Here is a 19,045-nt window from a genome sequence, read left to right on the forward strand (position 1 = left end):
TGTGGCTGCCCTTTCCCCGTCGGCTGGCGGGCGGTGGACCATGACGGTCCGCCGCCTCAGAGCACCGGGCACGACGACGGTGCGCGTCGCTTTCCGGCACGGGGAACGACGCCCGCCGATGATGCTCAGTCGTCGTCCCCGTCGCCGGACTGCTGGGTGGACACCTTGCCGTCCCAGGTGGCCTGCGCCCCCGAGTCTCCGGCGCGCACCACCGCGACGATCGTGCCCGCGGCCACGGCGACAGTCACGATCGCGCCGGCGATCCCGATCCAGCGGTCTCGGCGGCTGCGCGTTCCGTCGTGGGCGTCGACGTAGCGGCCCCAGAGCCAGACCGCCACCGACAGTGCGGAGAGCGCAAGCGCCCACGGAAGGATCTGGTCTCCCAGCTGGGCGTGCTTCTCCACCAGGTCCGAGTGGGGCACGTGCCCCTCGAGCCATTCGCCGTAGTGGGTCGTGAGCGGCACCAGGACCGTGGCTCCGACCGTGAGCAGCGGTGTGAGCATGCCGAGCTTGCGCCGCAGGGTCGGCCACCACGCGGTCACCCCGACGAGCACCGCCGCGAGCGGCAGCAGGACCACCACGGCGTGGACCAGCAGGACGTGGGTGGGCAGACCGTTGATCTCGTTCACGTGGACCTCCGTCGTTGTGGGGTGCCAGCGGGACGCTACTGACGGAATCTCAGAGGTTTCTCACGATCGACGAGAGCGCACGAGAGTCCGCTCAGGCGTCGGGCGGCGGGCAACGCATCGACCAACGCTTGCGCGCAATGTTAGTTACTAACTAACATTGCTCACATGGCAACTCCGCAGTCGCCCACCGCCCCATCGCGCGCCGTCGGCACCCGACGCTCACTCCAGGCGCACGCCTTGCGCCTCTTCGAGGAGCAGGGCTACGAGCGGACGACCGTCGCGCAGATCGCCGCAGCCGCCGGGGTTTCCCACATGACGTTCTTCCGGAACTTCCCGACGAAGGAGGACGTCGTCCTGGACGACCCGTACGACCCCCTCCTGGCCGACGCGGTCGGCGCCCAACCCAGGGAGCTGTCCGCGCTCGAGCGCACGCGTCTCGGCCTGCTCAGCACGCTCGAGGGACTTCGGTCCGATGACTTCGACGCCGAGTCGCGGCAACGACTGCGGCTCGCGACGAGCGTCCCTGCCGTGCGCGCACGAATCTGGGAGAACATGGCCAAGACGCAGGGCGCGGTCGTCGAGGTGCTCGTCGCGCAGGAGGTCGAGCCAGCAGTCGCCGAGGCGTCGGTCGGGGCGGTCCTCGGTGCCCTGACGTCAGGCCTCCTGCACTGGGGCGCGTCCGACCCGTCAGCCGACGGATCACGGCTTGCCGATGCGCTCGAGGCGGCCCTCGACGTGCTGGCACCGCGGCCATGACGTCGCTTCGGGCCACTGGCCTCGTGCGTCGGTTCGGCCGGCTGACGGCTGTGGCCGGCGTCGACCTGGAGGTCCGCTCGGGCGAGGTGCACGCACTGGTCGGGCTGAACGGCTCAGGCAAGACGACGCTGCTGCGCATGCTCGTCGGCGTCCTGCGACCCGACGAGGGTCAGGTCACCCTGAGCGCCGGGTCCGCCGCAACCGGTGCGCTCGTGGGGCACCTCATCGACCAGCCGGGCGCCTATGCCGAGCTCACCGTCGAGGAGAACCTGCGGGCCGCTGCGCTGCTGCGGGGCGTGCCCCGTGGGGTCGTGCGGGAGGCCGTTGCGGACGCGGCGGCCGCGGTCGGGATCTCCGACCTCGTGGCCCGCAGGGCGGGTGGCCTGTCCCTGGGCAACCGCCAGCGGCTCGGGCTGGCGACGGCCATCGTGCACCGACCGCAGGTCCTCGTGCTGGACGAGCCGACCAATGCGATGGACCCCGCAGGGGTGCTCGCCATACGTCGCCTGGTCCTGGATCGCGCCCGCACCGACGGGTGCGCGGTTCTCCTGTCCAGCCACCACCTCGACGAGCTCGCCCGCATCGCCGACCGGATCACCGTGCTCCACCGCGGCAGGGTTGTCGGCTCCCTCGATCCTCACGGGACGGACCTGGAGGTGGCGCTGTTCGCGATGGCCGCACGCGCAGACGGGATCGATGTCGACACGCGGGTGCCCGCGACCGTCCGGAACGACGCACCAGATGCAGGAGGTGCCCGATGAGTGCCGCGTGGACCGTCGAGATGCTCAAGGTGCGCCGGTCACCGGTGACACGGACCGCGTTCGCTGCGATGGCGCTCGTTGCGGCGTTCTTCTCCGTCGGCGCTGCGGCCCTCGTGGACCAGGGCTCCACGGACGGCTCCCTGGCCGGCGCGAAGATCGCGACCATGGTCGAGGGCACCGGATGGGTCGCCGTGAGCAGCGCGTTCGGCCAGGTCGTCGCCGTGCTGTGGCTGCTGGGCACCGGCGTGGTCGCGGCGTGGACGTGCGGCCGGGAGTTCTCCGACCGGACGCTCGGCCAGCTGCTCGCACTTCCGACACCGGCATCGCGGATCGCTGGCGCCAAGCTCGGCGCGGTCATGCTCGCCTCGTCAGGGACGGTCGTGGTGGCGGCCATGATGGCGCTCGTCGCAGGCGTGGTTGTCGGCATGGGAGCACCCAGCACGGACGAGGTACGGACCTTGGCCGCTGGTGTGCTCGCCGGTGTCGCGAGCGCGTGGCTGGCTCTGCCCTTCGCGTGGGTGGCCACGCGAGGGAAGGGGTACCTGCCCGCGGTCGGGGCCCTGCTCGCAGTGATCATGGTGAGCCAGGTCGTCGTCCTGCTCGGCGGCGGGTCCTGGTTCCCGTGGGCCGTTCCGTCGTTGCTGGTGGGCGCCGGAGGTGGGGAGACCGCAGCGGTGACCGCGCTCGGTGTCGCGCTGGTGGTTGCTGTCGGTGCCGGTGCTTGGGCGGCCACCGTCAGAACCTGGTCCCATCTGCAGCTGGCGTAGAGCGCCTCACCGTCAGGCGCCGCGGGAGAGCCCTCTGCACCCGCGGTCCGGCGTCCGGCCCGTGCGCGAGCTAGAAGTGCGACAGCACAGCCAGGGTGGCGACGATGATTGCCGCGCCCGCGAGCAGTCCGACGCCGATGAGGACCACCGGGCGCCGCCGACCGCTCCGCAGCTCGGTCGCGATCCCCTCTGCCGCCCGGATCCCGGCGCCGTTCGGATCCATGGGGGCGAAGCCGTCGCCCGCGCCCGTCGCGATGCTGTCTCTCTCGGATTCCGTCCCCACGCCCTCACCATGGCACAGGGGCGTCGGGGTCGACAGGGACACCGTGCACCGGCCCGTCATGCCTCGTCGGGACGTCGACCGTGACAACGGCACGGATGCGGCAGTACACGGGCCGCCGGGACCGGCGGCCCATCGGCGAGCAGCGGGCGTGCGATCTGAGAGGCGCCCCGCGGAGCGCGGTGGCACGCTGTGGGGAGCGTTCAGCAGCGCGGCGCCCCGGCCCTCCCCCAGGGTGGTGAGCCCGTGCGAGCAATGGTCTACAGAGGTCCGTACAAGATCCGCGTCGAGGAGAAGGACGTCCCACGGATCGAGCACCCGAACGACGCGATCGTCCGAGTCACGTTGGCGGCCATCTGCGGCTCCGACCTGCACCTTTACCACGGCATGATGCCCGACACCCGTATCGGGCACACGTTCGGGCACGAGTTCATCGGCGTCGTCGACCAGGTCGGGCCGTCCGTCCAGAACCTGTCGGTCGGTGACCGCGTGATGGTCCCGTTCAACGTGTACTGCGGGTCGTGCTTCTTCTGCGCCCGCGGCCTGTACTCGAACTGCCACAACGTCAACCCGAACGCGACCGCGGTCGGCGGGATCTACGGCTACTCGCACACGACCGGCGGGTACGACGGCGGCCAGGCCGAGTACGTCCGGGTGCCGTTCGCGGACGTCGGACCCCAGCGCATCCCGGAGTGGCTGGACGACGAGGACGCGGTGCTCCTGACAGACGCGCTGTCCACCGGGTACTTCGGGGCCCAGCTCGGCGACATCCACGAGGGTGACGTCGTCGTCGTCCTCGGAGCCGGCCCTGTCGGCCTGTTCGCCGCGCGCTCCGCATGGCTGATGGGGGCCGGCCGGGTCATCGTCGTCGACCACCTCGACTACCGGCTGGAGAAGGCCAGGACCTTCGCGTACGCGGAGACGGTCAACTTCGCCGAGCACGACGACCTGGTGGTGCTGCTGAAGAAGATGACCGACCACCTGGGCGCCGACGTCGTCATCGATGCGGTGGGTGCGGAGGCGGACGGCAACCTGATGCAGCACGTCACGAGCGCCAAGCTGAAGCTGCAGGGAGGCTCGCCGGTCGCGCTCAACTGGGCCATCGACTCGGTGCGCAAGGGCGGCACGGTCTCCGTGATGGGCGCCTACGGTCCGCTCTTCAGCGCCGTGAAGTTCGGTGACGCCATGAACAAGGGGCTCACGATCCGCACCAACCAGGCGCCCGTGAAGCGGCAGTGGCCGCGGCTGTTCAAGCACATCCGCAACGGCTACCTCAAGCCCAGCGACATCGTCACCCATCGGATCCCGCTCGAGCACATCGCCGAGGGGTATCACACGTTCTCCGCGAAGCTCGACGGGTGCATCAAGACGCTCGTCGTGCCGGACGCGGCCTGAGGAGAGGACACCATGACCTACACATCCGAGAAGCCGCCGCTCGCCGAGCCGACCGACCAGCTGCGCGCGCGCATCCCCGGCTGGGGTGCCGACCTGGACCCCGCCGACCGCCCGTCCGTCCCGCGCGAACGGTTCGACCTCGATACCGGTGCCCACTGGGACTTCCCCGAGCGGCAAGAGGAGCGGGTACCGCGCGAACGCTCGATCGAGCACGCGTTCCTCACGCCGGTGTTCGGCACGGCTCAACCTCTGCGGGGCGTGTCCGGCGCCGTGCGCGCCTACGCGTACAAGCGGTACAGCGAGGCCCGCGCAGCGCACTGGCTCCTGCTCGTCCTCGGTGACCGGGTCGACGCCATCGAGCATCACGCGTCCTCGCTGCTGACCCTGCGTCCCGACAACCCCGTCACCGAGACCGGGGTGCTCAGCGAGGTCCGTCGGCACGGACTGAGGTCCCGCATGGAGGGCCACCGCGTGGACCGGGTGCACCAGCCCCTCGATCCCGTCCTGGTCGGCGGCCCGTGGGTGGTCGCCGCGGTGGCGGGCGTCGTCGCCGTGACGCTCGTCGGCCGAGCCGCACGCGCTCGGCTCGTGCGGCGTCCGTGAACCGCAGCACAGACGCATGCCGGGGTTGCCGCGGACAGCAACGGGGACGAAGGGACCCCTCGTGAACACCTGGACAGCGGACGAGCTCCGCACGATCGCCCAGGTCGATGAGCTGCAGGTGGCGTCGCGGCGCCCCGACGGGAGCATGCGCCCGTTCGTGACGATCTGGTTCACGGTCCTCGGCGAGGACGTCTACATCCGCTCGGCACACGGGCCGCAGAACGGCTGGTTCCGTCGGTCCAGGGAGTCCCGCACCGGTCGGGTGCGCATCGGCGACGTCGAGAAGGCCGTGGCCTTCCAGACAGGTGACGACGCGCCGCACGACGCCATAGATGCGGCGTTGCACGCCAAGTACGACCGGTACGGACCCGGACCGGTCGGGGCCATCGTCGGTCCGAGCGCCGCTGAGGTGACCCTGCGCGTCCTCCCGACGCGCTGACCGGCAGCACCCGACCCAGGTGCACGACCTGCAGGAGCGCTGACGATGTTCGGACTTGAGCTCGTCGTCGTCCTCGGCGTGACGATCCTGGTGTGCGGGCTCGTCGGGCGGCGCATGCACATCGCGTCGCCGGTCCTGCTGCTGCTCGCCGGTGTGATGCTCGGCTTCGCACCGGCGCTGCGGCAGGCTCAGCTCCCGCCCGAGCTGATGCTCCTGGTGTTCCTGCCGCTCCTGCTCTACTGGGAGTCGCTGACGACGTCCCTGCGCGAGATCCGCGCCAACTTCCGCGGCATCGTGCTCACGAGCACGCTCCTGGTGGTCGTCACCGCGTGGGCGGTCGCCGCGACGGCACACGTGGCCGGCGTCCCGTGGGGACCTGCGTGGGTGCTGGGAGCAGCCCTCGCACCCACCGACGCGACGGCGGTCGGGGCACTGGCCCGGTTGCTCCCCCGCCGCACCGTCACCATCCTGCGGGCCGAGAGCCTCGTCAACGACGGCACCGCGCTGGTCCTCTACGGTGTCGCCGTCGGGGTCACCGTGGGTGAGCAGACCCTCACGGCCGGGCACATCGCGTGGCTCGTGGTCCTGGCCTACGGTGGCGGCCTCCTCGTCGGCGCCCTGGTCGCGCTGCTCGGCGTGCAGGTCCGGCGGCGGGTCACCGACCCGCTGCTCAGCAACGTGGCCGTCCTGCTGCTGCCGTTCACCGCCTACCTGCTCGCCGAGCTCATCGAGGCCTCCGGAGTGCTGGCCGTGGTCGTCTGCGGGCTCGCCATGAGCCAGGTCGGCCCTCGGATCGGCCGCGCGGGGGCCCGCCAGCAGATGACCGCCTTCTGGACCGTGTCCACCTACCTGCTCAACGCCTCCCTGTTCGTCCTCGTGGGTATCGAGGCACAGACGGCCGCGCGCAACCTCGTGAGCATCGAGCCCGCCACCGCGGTCGTGGTCGTTCTGGCCGTCTGCGTCGTGATTCTCACGGTGCGACTGACCTTCCTCGTCGTGTCGGCGTACGCCATCCGGCTGCTCGACCGTCGCCCCGAGCAGCGGCTGCGTCGCATGAGCAACCGTGCGCGCGTGCTGAGCACCGTGGCCGGCGTCCGTGGTGCCGTCTCGCTCGCCGCTGCGCTGGCCGTCCCGACCACCCTGGCGTCCGGCGAGCCCTTCCCTGACCGGGACCTGATCATCTTCGTCACCGCCGGCGTCGTCGCGACGACGCTCGTCGTCCAGGGTCTGCTCCTCGCCCCGACCGCCCGCTGGGCGCATCTTCCGGACGACGACCAGGTCACCACCGAACGGCAGCTGGCTGAGCAGGTGGCGACCGAGGACGCGCTCGCGGCCATGGACGACCTCGCCCTCGAGCTGGGTACCGATGCGCGCATCGTCGGCCGACTGCGCGGCGAGTACGACAAGCACCTGCGCGTCCTGCGGGCCCGGGCATCCGACGACGAGTCGAGCGATCCCATGGTGCGCTACGCCGAGCAGGACACCGCGCTGCGTCTCGCGCTCCTGGGCCACAAGCGCGAGACGGTGCTGCGACTGCGCGACGAACGCAGGATCGACGACACGGTCCTGCGCCAGGTCCAGGCCCGTCTCGACATCGAGGAGCTCCGGCTCGCGCGCGGAGAGTGAACACCGCGGCCTGCCGCCGTCGCGTCACGAGCCAAGGACTCGACCCTGCGTGACTACTCACCGCCCGGTTCGTAGGATGCCTCGGCTCGTCTGTCAGGCAGGCAGCTCGAAGGGCAGGTCGAGCCCGTCCAGGGCGTGGCGGCACGAGCACTCGTCGTCGACCGGCAGTGCAGCGACGACCTCGGTGAGCACCGTGCGCAGCTCGGCGACGCTGCGCGCGAACTGCTCGAGAACGGCCTGGTGGCTGACGGCTCCTGCTGCCTCGACGCCGGCGTCCGCGTCGGTGACCACGGCCAGGCCGGTGTAGCAGAGGGCGAGCTCGCGGGCCAGGACCGTCTCCGGCATCCCGGTCATTCCCACGACGTCACCGCCCGCGACCGCGTTGCGCCGGGACTCGGCGCGCGTCGAGAACCGGGGGCCCTGGATGACCACGAGCGTCCCGCCGTCCACGACCGGCATCGGGCCCGACCGTACGGCCGTGCGTCCCTGCGGGCAGTACGGGTCGGCGAAGCCGACGTGCACGACAGCACCGGGCGCGTCGTAGTACGTGGAGTCGCGGCCCCAGGTCGAGTCGATGATCTGGTCGGGGACGACGAGCGTGCCCGGCGCCAGGTCGGGGCGCAGCGCACCCACCGCGCCGGGCGCCAGGACGCGTCGCACACCGAGGCTGCGCAGCGCCCACAGGTTGGCCCGGTACGGCACACGGTGCGGCGGGAAGCGGTGGTCGGCGCCGTGCCGGGGCAGGAAGGCCACGTCCCGCCCACCGAGCCTGCCCACGTGGATTGAGTCGCTCGGGTCCCCGAACGGCGTCGTCACGGTGACCCGCGACGGGTCGACCAGCAGCTCGTACAGGCCTGATCCGCCGATGATCCCGATAGGCGATGCGTTCATGCGGCGACCGTAGCCCGAGGTGAGAGCCCGAAGCCTTCGCTGCAGCGATCCGTCAGGATCCCGTCATCGTCGCCGGCCTGCCGCACCGGGCGCGACCCGGAGATGCTGGAGGCATGCGCGTCCTCGTCACCGGTGGAGCCGGGTTCATCGGCCGTCCCACCGTCCAGATCCTCGCCGCGGCCGGTCATGACGTGACCGTGCTCGACTCCCTGCGACCCGACGTGCACCCGGCCGCACCGCAGGTCCCCGGCGGGCGGCTGGTGCGCGGCGACGTCCGCGACGAGGATCTCGTCGGGACGCTCACCCACGACGCGGACGTCGTGGTCCACCTGGCCGCGAAGGTCGGCCTCGGGGTCGACCTCGGCGACATCGTTGACTACGTCTCCTCGAACGACCTGGGAACCGCGTGCGTCCTGCGGGTCGCGGCGACCGAGGGTGTGGCCAAGGTCGTGTTCGCGAGCTCGATGGTCGTCTACGGGGAGGGTGCCTACGACTGCCCGGAGCACGGCAGGGTCGCGCCCGGACCGCGCAGACCGACGGACCTGGACGCGGGGATCTTCGACCCGCGCTGCCCCCGCTGCGACGCCGTTCTGGCGCCGACCCTGGTGGCCGAGGACGCGCCCCTCGATCCCCGGAACGTCTACGCAGCGACCAAGGTGCACGGCGAGCACCTGCTGTCCGCGTGGGTGCGGGAGACGGGCGGGAGCGCCGTCGCGCTCCGGTTCCACAACGTCTACGGCCCAGGATCCCCGCGGGACACGCCCTATGCGGGCGTGGCGTCGCTCTTCCGGTCCGAGCTGGCCGCGGGACGGCCTCCACGCGTGTTCGAGGACGGCGGCCAGCGCCGTGACTTCGTGCACGTGCACGACGTGGCGGCAGCCGTCGGCGCCGCAGCTCGCGCGGACACCGCGGGCTTCGCCGCGCTGAACGTGGGATCGGGCACGGTGACCACCGTCGGCGGCCTCGCCGAGGCGCTCGCTCACGCGGTCGGCGGGCCGGAGCCGGTGGTGACCGGGCAGTACCGGCTCGGGGACGTCCGGCACGTCACTGCGTCGTCCGCACGGGCCCGTGAGGTGCTCGGCTGGCACGCGACGACGTCACTGGCGGACGGGCTCGCGCACAGCTAGCTGGCCGGGAGCAGGACCTCGAACAGGCAGCCACCGTCGGTCGCCTCGACGCCCACCCGCCCGCCGTGGGCCGCGACGACGGTGCCGACGATCGCCAGGCCGAGACCCGACGCGCCGACGCCGACGGGGACGCCGTGGCCCTGGAAGCCCTCGTCGAACACGTGCGCCCGGTCGTCGTCGGGGATGCCGCCGCACGTGTCCTCGACGGCGACCCGGACCTGACCGTCGGCGCGGCGACCCGCCACGCGCACCGTCCCGCCCGAGCCGCTGCTGCGCACCGCGTTGCCCACGAGGTTGTCGAGCACCCGGGCCAGCTCCTCGGAGACGCCGCGCACCCGCAGGCCCGGCTGCACGTCGACCTCGAGCGCGACGGACCGCGCGGCCGCACCCGCCGCCGAGTGGGCCAGCACCTCGTTGAGGACCTCGCTGAGCGGGACGTCGGTCGGGAGGGGCTGGGTGGGTACGGCCTCCGTGCGCGACAGCTCGGCGAGGTCGTCGATCATGCGTCCGAGCCGGTCGGTCGCCGCCTCGATCCCGGCGTACGCCGAGCCCGTGTCCACCAGGACCCCGTCGCGCAGCCCGTCGACCGTCGCGCGGATCCCGGACAAGGGCGACCGCAGGTCGTGGCTGACGAACGCCAGCACCTGGCGCCGCGCGGACTCCAGCGCCTGCTCGCGCGCGCGGGACGCCTCGAGGCTCGACCGGGTCCGCGCGAGCTCAGCTCCGAGCTCGGCCAGCTCGGCGGTGACCGGTCCGACGGCAGGCCCGGTGGACCCGGCAGCCAGCGCGCGGGCCTGCTCCCCCACGGACCGCACGTCCGCCAGCAGCATCCGACCGAGCAGCACGGCCAGGACGACGGCCGGCACGGAGGACAGGACGAGGACCAGGCGGGCGACGGCCGCGTCGTGGTCCGACAGGAACATCGCACCGACGTTGATCCACAGGGCCAGCCCGATCACCGCGGCCGGCACGAGCGCCGTCACCACGAGCGCGGCGACCAGCGAGGCGCGACGGACGCGGCTGACGACGAGGGCGCCCACGAGCCCGACGCCGAGCGCGCACAGCGCGGTCATGCCGGCCATGAACCACAGGTCCCGGCTCATCGCACCGCTCCGAGGGCTGCGGCGAGCTCGTCGGCCGTCGCGAGCCGGTAGCCGGTGCCGCGGACCGTCGTCAGGATCACGGGCGAGGCCGGGTCGGGCTCGAACTTGCGGCGCAGGCGCCGGACGTGGACGACGACGGTCGAGTCGTCGCCGAAGTCCCACCCCCACACGCGGCGCAGCAGCTCTCGGGTGCCGAACGTGGACCCGGCGTTCCGGGCGAGGAACATCAGTAGGTCGAACTCGCGCGGCGCGAGCGTCTGGGTGTCCCGGCCGAACGTCGCGGTGCGGATCGTCGGGTCGAGCGTCAGCGGACCGACCGTGAAGGGGCGGGAGCCGTCGCCCGGGTGGATGTCACCGCGTCGCAGCAGGGCGTGCAGCCGGAGCACGAGCTCGCGCGGGCTGAACGGCTTGGTCAGGTAGTCGTCGGCACCGAACTCCAGGCCGACGATCCGGTCGTCGACCGTGTCGAGGCCGGACAGGAGCACCACCGGGGTGCGGTCGGCGTCGAGCCGCATCTTGCGCAGCAGGTCCAGACCCGACGCACCCGGCAGACGCACGTCCAGCACCACGGCGTCGGGGCGCAGCTCGCGCCACAACCGTTCGCCGTCGCGCGCGTCGCCGGCGACCTCGGCGTGCACGCCGTCGGCCTCGAGGTAAGCGGCGATGCTGCGCACCACGAGCTCCTCGTCGTCCACCACCAGAACCGTCGGCATGGGGCAACGCTAGCCCGCAGGCCGTGACGTGCGGTCCGCTGCGAGCGTGGCTCCGGTCGATCCGTCAGGCAACCGTCATCCGGCGCACGACCCCCGGCCGGCGACCCCGTCCTAGCGTGAAGAGATGACCGTGGACGTCGTTCTTCCCTGCCTCGACGAGGCGCCCGCCCTGCGTTGGCTGCTCCCCCGGCTTCCCGAGGGCACCCGCGCGGTCGTCGTCGACAACGGCTCGACCGACGGCAGCGCGGCGGTCGCAGCGGAGCTCGGTGCTCTGGTCGTGCACGAGGACCGGCGGGGGTTCGGCGCGGCCTGCCACGCAGGCCTGCTGGCCGCGACCGCGGACGTCGTCGCGTTCATGGACGCCGACGGGAGCCTGGATCCGGCCCAGCTGCCCCGGGTGCTCGGACCGGTCCTGGACGGCGCCGCCGACCTGGTGCTCGGACGACGTCGCCCGACGACCGCGCGGGCCTGGCCGTGGCACCTGCGCTACGCCAACCAGGTCCTGACACGTCGCCTCGAACGACGCACCGGCCTCAAGCTGCACGACCTGGGTCCCATGCGAGCGGCGCGGCGTACCGCACTGGTGGACCTGGGGCTGACCGACCGCCGCTCCGGGTACCCGCTCGAGATGGTGGTGCGGGCCGCTGACGCGCACTGGCGCGTGGACGAGGTCGACGTCGACTACGCCCCCCGGACCGGCCGCTCGAAGGTCACCGGCACGCCGTTGGGGGTCGTGCGGGCGGTCCGCGACATGTCCGGGGTGCTGGCCTCATGATGGTCGTCGTGCGGGCCGCCGACCGCGCCCGGACCCTGGTCCTGCTGGCGAAGGAACCGGTGCCGGGCCGCGTGAAGACCCGCCTGCACAGCGAGTTCTCGCCCGTCGAGGCGGCCGCGCTGGCGTCGGCGGCCATCGAGGACACCGTGCGCGTCATGGCGGCGGCAGACGCCGAGCACCGGCTCGTGGCGCTCGACGGTCGGGCCGGCCCGTGGCTGCCGGTCGGCTTCGACGTGGTCGCCCAGCCGGACGGCGACCTCGGGGCTCGGCTGACCGCCGCCGTCGATGCCGCGTTCGACCGCGGTGGTCCCGTGCTCCTCGTCGGGATGGACTCACCGCAGCTGTCGCTGGACGTGTCGTTCCAGGGGGCGGACGCCGTCCTCGGGCCGACGGACGACGGAGGTTTCTGGGCCGTCGGCCTGCGCGAACGGTGCCCCGGCGCCTTCGACGGCGTCCCGATGTCCACGGACCACACCGGCGCCGACCAGCTGGCGCGGCTGCGCCAGCTCGGCCTGACCGTGCGGATCCTGCCGACGCTGCGCGACGTAGACGAGCCCGCCGACGCGTGCGCCGTGGCGCTCGCTCACCCGGGCACCCGGTTCGCTGCCGCCTGGCGGCGCCTGACCGCGGTCGACGTCTGATGCGTCCGCACCCGCTGGCCGTCTACGAGTCGGCGCTGGACGGCGCAGCCGTGGTCGCGGTGGGCTCGGCCGGTGCGGTGGCGCTCGCGGTCGCCCGCTGGAGCGACGAGCCCGACGACGTCGACCACCTGATGCTCGCGCGGTGCGAGGCACCCGTGCTCGACGTCGGCTGCGGCCCCGGTCGGCTCGTGGGTGCCCTCAACGCCCGAGGAGTGCCGGCGCTCGGGATCGACGTGTCGCCGCGCGCGGTCGAGCAGACCCGCCGACGCGGTGCGATGGCCCTGCGCCGAGCCGTCGAGCAGCCCGTGCCGGCCGAAGGGCGCTGGGGCACCGTCCTGCTCGCGGACGGCAACATCGGGATCGGAGGTGACCCGGCGGCCCTCCTGCGCCGCTGCCGGCTGCTCGTCGGGCCCCGAGGCCTGGTGCTCGTGGAGACGGACGCCGACCCGGACGCCGACGACACCGAGCCGCTCACCCTCCGGTCTGCCGACGGGCACGTGAGCCGGCCCATGCCCTGGGCACGCGTCGGCGCCCGAGCCATGGCCGTCCTCGCTCCCACTTGCGGCTTCATCGTCCTCGAGCAGTGGCAGCTGAAGGCCCGCACGGTGATGGCGCTCCGGGCGGTGGAACGGTCCTAGTCCGTCTCACGAGGCAGCAGGTCAGGGTCGGGCTCGGCGGGACGCCTCGGGGCCAGCGAGCCGACGACCGCGCCGACGAGCACCGCGAGGAGCAGGGCCGCACCGGCGAGCGCCAGCGAGGTCGTGGGCGCCACCGGTACCACCGAGTCGTTGCGACGACGGCTTGACGCACCCACGATCACCACCGCGAAGATCGCGAGCACTCCTGCGCCCAGCGCACCGGCGCGCAGCGCCGGCCGCCAGGCCGGCCGGACCCGTGGCAGCACGACGAGCCCGAGCAGCACCGCGATCGGCGCGAGCACCGCGTCGTGCACCGCGACGCCGCCGGCCATCCAGAGCACGATGCCCGGCCACTGGCGCTGTGGGATCGACGTCAGCCCGACCACCGCACCGACGCCGACGAGTGCGACGCCGAACCCGAGCAGCGCGAGCCGTCCGGCGGACCACCTCATGCGAGGACCTCGATCCGGTCCACCCACTTGGTCTGCAGGACGCCGGGCCGGTCCGGTGCGATCAGCCGAGCGGGGTACCCATGGTCGAGGTCGAGGTCCTCACCGCCGAGGCGCAGCGCGAGCAGGCTGTCGGGATGCTGCACGAACGACGCCGGCAGGACGGACTGCCGGTACGACCCACCCTGCTGCAGGCTCACGATGCGGACGTCCTGGTCGACCGAGCCGTCCGCGAGCGCCACGAGGTCCCGTACTCGCACGCCCTCCCACGTCGCCGTGGTGCTCCACCCCTCGACGCACGCGATCGGCAGCACGACGGTGACCTGCGGCAGCGCTTCCAGGTCCGCGCGAGTGAGCCGGACCGTCCGTGCGGGTCCCACGAGCGAGAGCCTCCAGGCGGGGTCGGTGGCCGTCGCCTCGACGCCGGCCGCACGAGCCGTCCGGTTCACCGGTAGCCCTTGCGGCCCGTTCCCCGCCTGCCGGGGCGACAGGATCGCGGCGGCGGACAGCGCCGGCACCGTCTGGCCGACGGTCAGCGCCGTGAGTCCGAGCACCGTGACGGCAACTCCTCCCAGGAACCCGCGGCGTGTGGTGCCCTCCTCGGGCGGCTCCGACGGCTCGTCGAGCGGTCGCCGGAACGCCTCGACGATCACGGGCAGCTTCACGGCGACGTGCACGGCGATCGAGCCGACGAGCACCCAGGCGACCGCGAAGTGGACCCGGACGAACGAGAACGACCACGGGTACCACTGGAAGGTGTTCAGCAGGCCGGTGCTCACCTGGAAGATCGCGCTGGCGACGAGCACGGCCACGGAGCCTCGTTCGACGGCGTGCAGCGGGCTCCGCAGCCGGGGCCGCGCGAAGAGTGCCGGGTACGCGGCGTACAGCTTGGCCAGCAGCAGCGGGATCGCGGCCAGGCCGGCGGCGACGTGCAGCCCCTGGGTCACCCGATAGCCCCACGTGGGACCGGGCGGCAGCGGGAGCAGTGGCGTCGGGTTCTGGTGCAGGTGGGAGATCAGCCCGGTGAGGAACGCGACGACGATCGCGCTCGCGAGCAGGACGCCGACCCGCGCGACGACCCGGGGGTCGTGGACCGTCGACGCGAAGTCGTCCTGGTCGGGAGGCCTCGCGAGACGCCGGAGATCCGTCACGCGGCTCATGCTCTCGACCGTAGGCCGGGCTGGCGCTCACGAACGGGGCCGGACGATGACGGCTACCTGACGGTGCCGCTCACCAGGCCGAGACGAGGACGACCTGGAGCACCACGGTGGTGGCGGCCTGGGCGACGAGCCAGCGGCGGTCCGACGCCAGGACCGCCGCGGCGGGCACCACCCAGCAGGCCAGCGGCAGCCAGATCCTCTCGACCTCGCCGCGTTCCACACCCGACAACGCACCCATGAGGGCGGCGCCCAGTGCGACGACGACGAGCAGCCGAGCCTCCTGCGGCAGCCTCGACAGTCCGGTCAGCCCGCCCACGGCTGCCGGACCGACGAGCACGCCGAGGAGCAGGAGGTCCGCGACGACGAAGTACACGTACGGCCGGTCGGCGGCCCGCCCGAGAGACGAGGCGAGATGGGTCACCGCGATCCCGTCGGGCAACCAGAAGCCCGCGACGGCCCAGGCCCCTGCGCTGGCCAGCACGACGCACCCTGCCAGGAGGGTCGGCACCCAGCGCCTCGTGCTGACCCCGACGACGAGCGTGAGCGCACCCATCGGGAGCAGGCCGTAGGACAGGAACGGGCACAGCCCGAGCACGAGCCCGGCGGCCAGCGCCCACGGCCAGGCGCGGTCCCGCGTCGAGGCGAGCGCGAGCAGGGCGATCCCCCACGCGAGCACGCCGGCGAAGAACGCGTCGCCGGTCGTCGCGAGCCAGAGCGCGGCCGGAGCCAGGACCACGGCAGGCAGTGCACGGCGCACGACGTCCTGCCCGGGGGCACCGCCGAGCGCCCTGACCGTGATCGCCACGGCGACGACCGCGCTCGTCCCGACACCGATGACGAGGGCAGCCGCCCACCCGGCGCCACCCAGCCCGACGCGGTCCATCCCGGCGAGCAGCAGCGGGAACCCGGGTGGGTGACCGCGGACGTGGATCGGGTAGTCGAGCGCGCGTTCGGTGAACGTGCGCACGAAGACCCCCGGGGCCTCGCGGACCACCGGCACGACACCGAGGTAGTCGTGCTCGCCGCGCAGCGGGGCGGTCAGGGCGTCCCAGCCGTCGGTCGTCGCGAGCGCCACCGCGAACGCGGCGGTCGTCACCCAGCCCGCCAGCAGCAGCACCCCCCAACGGGCGGACCGCGCGAACGCCGGACCTCGAACGACCACCAGCGTCGCGACGAGCACCGCGACGACCGTCCCGCCCGAGACGCGCAGGCGAACGTGCCCGACGAACGGCGGCGCGCCGCCGTACGTGATCACGGCACCGGCGCGCTCCAGGACGAGGCCGACGGCCCAGACGAGGGCGAGGCACGCAGCCCAGATCGCGACGGCCACGACTGCGCGCCTGGACGCTCGGGGGGGCACGAGGGCCAGCGTAGGTGTGAGGCACCGCCCCGATCAGGTGACGCGGATGAACGTTGCCGGACACCTCGCCCGGCTGGGCCCGACCCGCACACGCAGAGGCGCGTCCGGGTCAGGCACCCTCCGTGACGGAGTAGATCTCGTCGGCCACGAGACCGTGGGCCTCGCGGTGGACGGTGGCGGCGGCCTCCGCATCGGGGGCCTCGACGAGGCAGAAGATCTTGCCCGCCGCCTCGTCGACCCAGTACCGCACGTAGTTGACGCCGTGCGGCCCCTGCGTCGCCAGGTCGGCCTGGTGGGCGGACGCGACATCGCTTGCCGAGACTCCGCCCTCGATGGTGTGGGCGTCCATGAACAGCGCCATTGAAGTCACCTTCCGGTCATTTCTCCGCGAGCCCACGGTGGGCTCGCCATGAGTTGAGACGAGGCGGCGGCCCGGGAGGTTCACCTGTCGGTGCCGGCGCCGACGGGTTCACCCGTCACCGACCAGCACGGTCGAGCTGCGAGCCCCGCTGCGCGAGACCCCGCGGCCGGGCTCAGAGCACAGCGATCGGCGCTCTCCGGGTGCGCGCAACCCGCTGTGCGCGCACGCTTGTCCTACCGCGTCGAGCCGGGGCGCCCTCGTCCTCGGCTCCGTGGGGTGCCGAGGCTGTGTTCTCGGAGGTATCCCATGACCGCACCGGCCCGACAGGCGACGGCCGTCCGCACCAGGTACCCGTTCCAGTGGCTTGCACTCATCATCGGCGTCGTCTACCTGCTCGTCGGGCTGGTCGGCTTCGCCATCACCGGCTTCGACGACTTCACCGAGCACGACCACTCACAGACGCTGATGGGGTTCGCGATCAACCCGCTGCACAACATCGTGCACATCGTCGTCGGGATCCTCGGGATCGCGCTGTGGTCGACCGTCGCCCGGGCCCGGGCGTACGGGTGGATCCTCGCCGTCGGGTACGGCGGAACGTTCGTGTACGGCCTGATCGTGGCCGACGACACGGACGGGAACTTCTTGAACATCAACGGGGCAGACAACGGCCTCCACCTCGTCAGCGCGCTTGCCGGTCTCGCGATCGCCCTGTGGCCCGCGCGGGACGGGACGGCGGGCAGGCGGTAGGTCGCTCGGGTGGGCCGGCGGCGTCCCGTCGCCGCCGGCCCACCCGCAGCGATTGACCAGCGGTGCCGCCTCGCGGGGGCGCCGACGAGACGGAGGAGGAGTGCCATGTCAGACCACCCCGTGCACACCGTCCCCGGGGAGGGCCGGTGGTTCAACGAGGTCGCCGCTCGGCAGATCGGCGAGCGGTACGCGACGCGGGACGAAGCCGTCGCGGAAGGCCGTGCGGAGGCGCTCGCCCGGCACGTCGAGCACCACATCCATGACGAGCACGGCCTGGTCGACCGTACCGAGAGCTACACGGTCGACCAGGCCGAGAGCTGCAGCGCCGTCCAGTAGGGCTGCTCGGCCACCACGCGCCTACTCGGCCACCACGCGCAGGGAGCCCAGCTCCGGGTCCGCAGAGTCGGGGATGAGCATGCCGGCGTCCTTGCCGGTCCGGAGGTACTCGATCACCTCTGCGGTGATGCGCTCCCCCGGCGCCAGGACGGGTACGCCCGGCGGGTAGGGCGAGATCATCTCCGCGACGATCCTGCCGACCGACTCCTTCAGCGGCACCTGCTCCACACGGGCGAAGAAGGCGTCACGCGGTCGCATGACGCTCTCGAGCTCGAGGTCGCCGAGCCCGGGCAGCGCCACCTGCGGAGCACGGTCGATCTCGTCGGAACGCGCGACGAGCTGCTCGAACGCCTCGACGAGCACGGACTCGGACCGGTCGTCGTCACCATGGGTGATGCGTGCGCTGATCCGGCAGGTGTCCGACGCGCTCAGGTCCACGCGGCAGGTGTCGCGCAGCCACTCGGTCGCGGCGTACCCGGTGATCCCGAGGCCGCGGACGTCGACCGTGAGCACCAACGGGTCAATGTCAAACGCCGCCCCCGGCCGCACCACCTCGCGACCCATGAGCGACAGGCCCTCCAGGCCTTCGACAGCCGTTCGGATCCGGCCCGCGCGTGCCAGGGCCTCGCTGAGGAGCTCTTTGCCGCTCTCGACCATGTGGCGACGCCACCCGTCGAGCGTCAGGTAGACCAGGCTCGAGGAGCTGGTGGTCCCGAGCAGGTCCTCCCGCGCCTTCAGGACGGTCGGGTCGACGCGGTCACCCTGGAGGTGGAACACCGAGCTCTGCTCGATCGCGGCACCCATCTTGTGCACGCTGGTGACGACGACGTCGGCACCGGCGTCCATCCCCCACGTGGGCAGCTCGGGGTGGAACGGGAAGTGGGCGCCCCACGCCTCGTCCACGATGAGCGGAACCCCCGCCTCATGGCAGACGGCCGCCACTCCTGCGATGTCCGCGCAGGTCCCCCAGTCGGTCGGCGTGATCAGCAGCATCCCCTTCGCGTCCGGGTGGGCGGCCAGGGCCTTGCGGACGTCGTCGGGCTCGGGCGGGTGGACCAGGTGCAGCTCCTCGTCCGCGTGCGGATGGACCCAGACCGGCCGGATCCCGCCGATGATCAGCGCGGAGACCACCGACTTGTGCGCGTTGCGCGAGACGAGCAGCTCCTCACCCGGTCCGGCGACCGACATCATGGCGCTCTTCACGGACAAGGAGCTGCCGCAGGTCGAGAAGAACGCCTGCTCGGCGTGGACCGCGTCGGCCATGAGCTGCTGAGCCTGCTCGAGGATCCCCTGGGACTGCCGACGATCGTCCAAGCCGTTGAGCGTCAGCACGTCGGCCGCGAACAGCCCTTCGCCGAGCACCTCCAGCAGGCGTGGGTCGACTCCGCGGCCCTGGCGGTGCCCCGGGGGCCCGTATGCGACGTCTCCCCGGCGTCGGAAGTCGACAAGCGCCTCCACCACGGGTGTCCGGCTGTGGTCCACGTCGTT

23 protein-coding genes are annotated in these 19,045 nt (G+C 72.6%); 13 read left to right on the forward strand and 10 right to left on the reverse strand.

Annotated features, from left to right (window positions below):
- Nucleotides 1-125: 125 nt before the first annotated feature.
- Nucleotides 126-629 (reverse strand): DUF2231 domain-containing protein, encoded by a 504-nt coding sequence (locus N553_RS0119755; protein ID WP_028047957.1) that lies wholly within the window; start codon nt 627-629, stop codon nt 126-128.
- A 165-nt stretch (nt 630-794) separates the two neighbouring features.
- Between N553_RS0119755 and N553_RS23890 the strand changes: the two genes are divergently transcribed.
- Genes N553_RS23890 through N553_RS0119770 form a run of 3 tightly spaced genes read left to right on the forward strand, consistent with a single transcriptional unit; the run spans nt 795 to nt 2,913 of the window.
- Nucleotides 795-1,385, forward strand: coding sequence for a TetR/AcrR family transcriptional regulator (locus tag N553_RS23890; protein WP_034623578.1), 591 nt, complete (start codon nt 795-797; stop codon nt 1,383-1,385).
- On the forward strand, nt 1,382-2,146 hold the full coding sequence (locus tag N553_RS23895; protein ID WP_081844790.1) for an ABC transporter ATP-binding protein: 765 nt from the start codon (nt 1,382-1,384) through the stop codon (nt 2,144-2,146). Before N553_RS23890 ends, N553_RS23895 begins: the two co-directional genes overlap by 4 nt.
- Complete coding sequence (locus N553_RS0119770) at nt 2,143-2,913, forward strand: ABC transporter permease (RefSeq protein WP_028047958.1); 771 nt, start codon at nt 2,143-2,145, stop codon at nt 2,911-2,913. The genes N553_RS23895 and N553_RS0119770 overlap by 4 nt, the downstream gene beginning before the upstream one ends.
- A gap of 70 nt (nt 2,914-2,983) precedes the next feature.
- Here N553_RS0119770 and N553_RS0119775 read toward each other — a convergent pair whose 3' ends face one another.
- Complete coding sequence (locus N553_RS0119775; protein WP_156043924.1) at nt 2,984-3,196, reverse strand: hypothetical protein; 213 nt, start codon at nt 3,194-3,196, stop codon at nt 2,984-2,986.
- A gap of 243 nt (nt 3,197-3,439) precedes the next feature.
- Here N553_RS0119775 and N553_RS0119780 point away from each other — a divergent pair, with 243 nt between their 5' ends.
- The 4 genes from N553_RS0119780 (at nt 3,440) to N553_RS0119795 (ending at nt 7,256) form a co-directional block, all read left to right on the forward strand.
- Nucleotides 3,440-4,588 carry a zinc-dependent alcohol dehydrogenase gene (locus tag N553_RS0119780; RefSeq protein ID WP_028047960.1) on the forward strand — a complete coding sequence of 383 codons (1,149 nt, stop codon included), beginning with the start codon at nt 3,440-3,442 and terminating at the stop codon, nt 4,586-4,588.
- Between the two features lie 12 nt (nt 4,589-4,600).
- Nucleotides 4,601-5,191, forward strand: a complete 591-nt coding sequence (locus N553_RS0119785) for a hypothetical protein (protein WP_028047961.1) — start codon at nt 4,601-4,603, stop codon at nt 5,189-5,191.
- Between the two features lie 61 nt (nt 5,192-5,252).
- Nucleotides 5,253-5,630: a DUF2255 family protein gene (locus tag N553_RS0119790; protein WP_028047962.1), complete on the forward strand. Its 378-nt coding sequence runs from the start codon at nt 5,253-5,255 to the stop codon at nt 5,628-5,630.
- A gap of 45 nt (nt 5,631-5,675) precedes the next feature.
- Complete coding sequence (locus tag N553_RS0119795; RefSeq protein ID WP_028047963.1) at nt 5,676-7,256, forward strand: Na+/H+ antiporter; 1,581 nt, start codon at nt 5,676-5,678, stop codon at nt 7,254-7,256.
- Between the two features lie 93 nt (nt 7,257-7,349).
- Here the strand turns inward: N553_RS0119795 and N553_RS0119800 are convergent, their stop codons facing one another.
- Complete coding sequence (locus N553_RS0119800; RefSeq protein WP_028047964.1) at nt 7,350-8,147, reverse strand: S-methyl-5'-thioadenosine phosphorylase; 798 nt, start codon at nt 8,145-8,147, stop codon at nt 7,350-7,352.
- Nucleotides 8,148-8,260: 113 nt separating this feature from the next.
- On the opposite strand from N553_RS0119800, the gene N553_RS0119805 reads away from it, so the two are divergent.
- On the forward strand, nt 8,261-9,274 hold the full coding sequence (locus N553_RS0119805; protein ID WP_028047965.1) for an NAD(P)-dependent oxidoreductase: 1,014 nt from the start codon (nt 8,261-8,263) through the stop codon (nt 9,272-9,274).
- On the opposite strand, the gene N553_RS0119810 is transcribed toward N553_RS0119805, so the two are convergent.
- Complete coding sequence (locus tag N553_RS0119810) at nt 9,271-10,377, reverse strand: sensor histidine kinase KdpD (RefSeq protein WP_028047966.1); 1,107 nt, start codon at nt 10,375-10,377, stop codon at nt 9,271-9,273. The two genes, N553_RS0119805 and N553_RS0119810, sit on opposite strands and share 4 nt — an antisense overlap.
- Nucleotides 10,374-11,090: a response regulator transcription factor gene (locus N553_RS0119815; protein ID WP_028047967.1), complete on the reverse strand. Its 717-nt coding sequence runs from the start codon at nt 11,088-11,090 to the stop codon at nt 10,374-10,376. The genes N553_RS0119810 and N553_RS0119815 overlap by 4 nt, the downstream gene beginning before the upstream one ends.
- Before the next feature lie 124 nt (nt 11,091-11,214).
- Here N553_RS0119815 and N553_RS0119820 point away from each other — a divergent pair, with 124 nt between their 5' ends.
- From N553_RS0119820 to N553_RS23900, 3 genes are read left to right on the forward strand one after another with little or no spacing between them, the layout of a single operon-like run.
- Entirely contained in the window at nt 11,215-11,865 is a 651-nt protein-coding gene (locus N553_RS0119820) for a glycosyltransferase family 2 protein (protein WP_081844791.1), read from the forward strand.
- Entirely contained in the window at nt 11,862-12,506 is a 645-nt protein-coding gene (locus N553_RS0119825; protein ID WP_197030139.1) for a DUF2064 domain-containing protein, read from the forward strand. Before N553_RS0119820 ends, N553_RS0119825 begins: the two co-directional genes overlap by 4 nt.
- The gene (locus N553_RS23900) at nt 12,506-13,144 is read left to right on the forward strand and encodes a bifunctional 2-polyprenyl-6-hydroxyphenol methylase/3-demethylubiquinol 3-O-methyltransferase UbiG (protein WP_156043925.1); all 639 of its coding nucleotides are present in this window, start codon (nt 12,506-12,508) and stop codon (nt 13,142-13,144) included. Before N553_RS0119825 ends, N553_RS23900 begins: the two co-directional genes overlap by 1 nt.
- Here the strand turns inward: N553_RS23900 and N553_RS23905 are convergent.
- The 4 genes from N553_RS23905 to N553_RS0119850 form a co-directional block, all read right to left on the reverse strand.
- Nucleotides 13,141-13,596, reverse strand: coding sequence for a hypothetical protein (locus N553_RS23905; protein ID WP_051640396.1), 456 nt, complete (start codon nt 13,594-13,596; stop codon nt 13,141-13,143). The two genes, N553_RS23900 and N553_RS23905, sit on opposite strands and share 4 nt — an antisense overlap.
- Nucleotides 13,593-14,753 (reverse strand): molybdopterin-dependent oxidoreductase, encoded by a 1,161-nt coding sequence (locus N553_RS0119840; RefSeq protein ID WP_034623583.1) that lies wholly within the window; start codon nt 14,751-14,753, stop codon nt 13,593-13,595. The genes N553_RS23905 and N553_RS0119840 overlap by 4 nt, the downstream gene beginning before the upstream one ends.
- Before the next feature lie 70 nt (nt 14,754-14,823).
- On the reverse strand, nt 14,824-16,113 hold the full coding sequence (locus N553_RS0119845) for a hypothetical protein (RefSeq protein ID WP_156043926.1): 1,290 nt from the start codon (nt 16,111-16,113) through the stop codon (nt 14,824-14,826).
- 109 nt (nt 16,114-16,222) lie between these two features.
- On the reverse strand, nt 16,223-16,474 hold the full coding sequence (locus tag N553_RS0119850) for a DUF4242 domain-containing protein (RefSeq protein WP_028047972.1): 252 nt from the start codon (nt 16,472-16,474) through the stop codon (nt 16,223-16,225).
- Between the two features lie 306 nt (nt 16,475-16,780).
- On the opposite strand from N553_RS0119850, the gene N553_RS0119855 reads away from it, so the two are divergent.
- Both N553_RS0119855 and N553_RS0119860 read left to right on the forward strand, forming a co-directional pair.
- Nucleotides 16,781-17,221: a DUF4383 domain-containing protein gene (locus N553_RS0119855; RefSeq protein ID WP_028047973.1), complete on the forward strand. Its 441-nt coding sequence runs from the start codon at nt 16,781-16,783 to the stop codon at nt 17,219-17,221.
- 105 nt (nt 17,222-17,326) lie between these two features.
- Nucleotides 17,327-17,557 carry a DUF2188 domain-containing protein gene (locus N553_RS0119860; protein ID WP_028047974.1) on the forward strand — a complete coding sequence of 77 codons (231 nt, stop codon included), beginning with the start codon at nt 17,327-17,329 and terminating at the stop codon, nt 17,555-17,557.
- Nucleotides 17,558-17,578: 21 nt separating this feature from the next.
- Here N553_RS0119860 and N553_RS0119865 read toward each other — a convergent pair whose 3' ends face one another.
- On the reverse strand, nt 17,579-19,039 hold the full coding sequence (locus N553_RS0119865; RefSeq protein WP_028047975.1) for an aminotransferase class I/II-fold pyridoxal phosphate-dependent enzyme: 1,461 nt from the start codon (nt 19,037-19,039) through the stop codon (nt 17,579-17,581).
- Nucleotides 19,040-19,045 lie beyond the last annotated feature (6 nt).

The organism is Cellulomonas sp. URHE0023 (assembly GCF_000688475.1).
Classification (GTDB): domain Bacteria; phylum Actinomycetota; class Actinomycetes; order Actinomycetales; family Cellulomonadaceae; genus Cellulomonas.